General features: G+C 55.1%; 4 protein-coding genes. 3 read left to right on the plus strand and 1 reads right to left on the minus strand.

Annotated elements, in window-relative coordinates; genetic code table 11:
* Nucleotides 1-59: 59 nt before the first annotated feature.
* The gene (locus tag ACOCD2_RS14750; protein ID WP_293648861.1) at nucleotides 60-536 is read right to left on the minus strand and encodes an OmpP1/FadL family transporter; all 477 of its coding nucleotides are present in this window, start codon (nucleotides 534-536) and stop codon (nucleotides 60-62) included.
* Nucleotides 537-943: 407 nt separating this feature from the next.
* On the opposite strand from ACOCD2_RS14750, the gene ACOCD2_RS14755 reads away from it, so the two are divergent.
* The 3 genes from ACOCD2_RS14755 to ACOCD2_RS14765 are packed head-to-tail and all read left to right on the plus strand — an operon-like array spanning nucleotide 944 to nucleotide 3,330.
* Entirely contained in the window at nucleotides 944-1,843 is a 900-nt protein-coding gene (locus tag ACOCD2_RS14755) for a selenium metabolism-associated LysR family transcriptional regulator (protein ID WP_293648859.1), read from the plus strand.
* Nucleotides 1,844-1,846: 3 nt separating this feature from the next.
* Nucleotides 1,847-2,239, plus strand: a complete 393-nt coding sequence (locus tag ACOCD2_RS14760; RefSeq protein ID WP_293648857.1) for a hypothetical protein — start codon at nucleotides 1,847-1,849, stop codon at nucleotides 2,237-2,239.
* A gap of 11 nt (nucleotides 2,240-2,250) precedes the next feature.
* Nucleotides 2,251-3,330: an AI-2E family transporter gene (locus ACOCD2_RS14765; RefSeq protein ID WP_293648855.1), complete on the plus strand. Its 1,080-nt coding sequence runs from the start codon at nucleotides 2,251-2,253 to the stop codon at nucleotides 3,328-3,330.
* The last annotated feature ends 60 nt before the right edge of the window (nucleotides 3,331-3,390 follow it).

Genomic DNA, 3,390 nt, shown 5'->3' on the forward strand with positions numbered 1-3,390 from the left:
GCACCAATAGGTTGTCAAAGGCCGAGTCGATTTTGGGGACTGGGATGTCCCAAAATCTATCACGAGGCCGAAGACACGCTTGCATCATCATATTTTGTGGCGAGGCCGAAAGGCGCGTTGACGCCGACACCGGCGAACCACTGGTCATCGATCTGGGTTGCGTAGTAGAGGTTGGGAACGAAAGCGGTCTCTCCGCCATCGTCATTCGCACCGGAAAGCGAGCCGGCAATCGGCGCACCCCCGGTGAGCGCGGGGTTCACATAGGAACCCCGGTTGCTGAAATCGGCGCCCGGAACAATGATATGTCCGGCGGCAACCAGCTGAGAACCTGACAAGTTGGTCAGGCCAGCTGGATTGAAATAGACGGTGGATGCGTCTTCGGCAACGGCGGCGGCGCCGGCGAAGGCGTTACCCATACCGCTTGCGCTGTTTTCGATGATGGCAAAACCGGCTGACTGTACGTTGAACGCCGTGGTGGTCGTCAGGATGCTGCCAATGAGCAGGCCCAGTGGCTTGCGAATCGGTGTTTTTCTCATGCTGGTGAGTCTCCCTTGATATAGTACGTATCGCCTGTGTGCTGGCCTGCATTTTATGAGCCAAGTACCCTGCCTGTGACACAAATGATACTTTGTGGCGAAATTATTCAAAGGCTATGCCAATTCGCGTAAAAATGCCAGCACTATCTCTTATAGCGGTGGGGTTGGTTCTTTCGGTTGCTTTTTTGACAAATAGCAAAGGATTCACGGTATTTTTGTGGCAAGTTTATGCTTTAGCAGTTTATAATATAAGATAAATTTATCGCAGGTGTTTGTGGAGTTTACGTCCAGGCAAACCTGCCCTGCTTTTCCCGGTTTGACGCCAGTGTTGGACAGGAAAAAGAGGGGGGCGCGTTTTGCCAACAGGGGGATGTTCCGCACTACCGGTATCGGGAGCAGAAAGCATTATGGCCGACCGCAGACTACAGGTGTTTTTCACAGTCGCAAAGTTATTGAGTTTTACCAAGGCAGCAGAAACCCTGCACATGACCCAGCCGGCGGTGACCTTTCAGGTTCGCCAGCTCGAAGAGTATTTCAATACCCGCCTGTTCGACCGAACGCACAACCGCATCAGCCTGACAAAGGCCGGTACCCTGGTTTACGGCTATGCGGACAAGATCTTCGAGCAATACACTGAAATGGAAAATATGGTCCGGGAAATGATCGGGGAAATCAGCGGTTCGCTGACCATCGGAGCGAGTACGACCATAGCCGAATACATGTTGCCCTCGTTGCTGGGTGATTTCCGTAAAAAATACGAAGATGTGGTCATTCACCTGAAGGTTTCCAATACGGAAGGTATTGTTTCTATGGTGGAAAACAATGTTATCGACCTGGGCGTGGTGGAAGCGCAGGTAGGCAACAAGAACCTGGTTGTCGAAAGCTGCCGCGATGACAAGCTCGTCGCCATCGTTCCCAAGGGCCACCGCCTTGCGGAAAAGGAGGTGGTTGAGCTGTCCGAACTGATGGAGTATCCCTTTATCTGCCGTGAAGAGGGCTCGGGCACCCGTGAGGTCATCGAAGAATATGTCTGCAACGCTGAAGGCTGCAAGGATGGGCTGAACGTCGCGATGGAACTGGGTAGCCCGGAAGCAGTCAAGGGCGCCGTGGAAGCCGGCATGGGTATTTCCATCGTGTCCGAGGCCACCATCGCCAAGGAGCTCAAGTTGCAGACCCTGGAAGTGCTGGAGCTGGATCCTCCCATGCATCGTCCTTTTTCCTTCGTGCACCAGAAGCAGAAGTTCCGTGTACGGGTCATGGATGAACTGCTGGAATTTGCCCGCAGTTATTGCGAAAAGGAAGACTAGAACTTGCTTTCCCCCGCAGTCAGTCTGCCGAAGGAACAGCGCCGGTTGCTGCGGCTGTATTCCGGCCTGGACGGGCAGCGGCGTGACAGCCTGCTGGCCTTTGCCCAATTCCTGTGGCAGCAGCAGGAACAGGAAGGCGCTCAGGCACCGGCTGATGCCAGTGGCCCGAGCCTGCCTGAGGATATCCCCCGCCCCCAGGAGGAATCGGTGGTGGCTGCCATGCGCAGGCTGACGAAAACCTTTCCCATGATTGATCGTGATGCCCTGCTGGACAGGGCCACCTCGCTTATGACAGCGCACATGCTGCAGGGGCAGCCTGCAGCCGAAGTGATCGATGAGCTCGAAGTGCTTTTCCGGGAGCATTACGAGATTTACCTGCAGAAAAACGAAAAATAACAGGCGCGAAAATGCAGCTCATCTTTCAATGGCTCAGACGTACTTTCTCAGACCCCCAGCTCGTGGTTCTGCTTTCCCTGCTGCTGGGTGGTTTTGTCATCGTCATTACCATGGGAGACATGCTGGCGCCGGTGCTGGCCAGTATCGTTATCGCCTATCTTCTCGAAGGTCTGGTGGCGCCGCTGCAGCGCCTGGGCGTGCCGCGCATGATCGCGGTGGTGTTCGTGTTCATCCTGTTCCTGATCGTGCTGGGGCTGATCCTGTTCGGACTGATGCCATTGCTGTCCCGTCAGGTAACCCAGCTGGTGCAGCAGTTGCCGAACATGCTGGCACAGGGGCAGCAGGCTTTGATGATGCTGCCGGAAAAATATCCTGAACTCATCACTGCGGATCAGGTGCAGGAAGTCATCGGTACCATTGGTAGCGAGGCAGGCAACATCGGCCAGAAGGTTCTGTCCTGGTCACTTTCATCGGTAGTGGGTGTCATCACCCTGCTGGTGTATCTGGTACTGATGCCCTTGTTGGTGTTCTTTTTTCTGAAGGACAAGCAGCTGATACTGAGCTGGATTGCCGGCATGATGCCCCAGGACCGCAAGATTGCCCTGCATGTGTGGCGGGAAGTGGATGTCCAGATTTCCAACTATGTGCGCGGCAAGTTCTGGGAGATCATCATCATCTGGTCGGCCAGCTATGTCACCTTCACCCTGCTGGGGTTGCAATATGCCATGCTGCTAGGGGTTCTGGTGGGGCTTTCCGTGATCATCCCCTACATCGGCGCCACTGTAGTCACCTTTCCGGTGCTGGCTGTGGGCTGGTTCCAGTGGGGCTGGACGGCGGATTTCGGCTGGCTGGCGCTGGCCTATTTCATCATTCAGGGGCTCGATGGCAATGTGCTGGTGCCCCTGTTGTTCTCCGAAGTCGTGAGCCTGCACCCCATCGCCATTATCGTGGCTATCCTGGTATTTGGCGGCTTCTGGGGGTTCTGGGGCGTGTTCTTCGCCATCCCTCTGGCGACCCTCGTGAATGCGGTGATTCAGGCCTGGCCTTCCCGGGATGAACTCGACGACCGCCTGCAGAAACAACGCGCCTAGTCTGAATATCTGAAGTTTCCCAATTTTTTGGAGCAATGAATATTAGAGCCGACTAATATG

The organism is Thiolapillus sp., assembly GCF_048562965.1.
Taxonomy (GTDB): domain Bacteria; phylum Pseudomonadota; class Gammaproteobacteria; order Chromatiales; family Chromatiaceae; genus Thiolapillus; species Thiolapillus brandeum_A.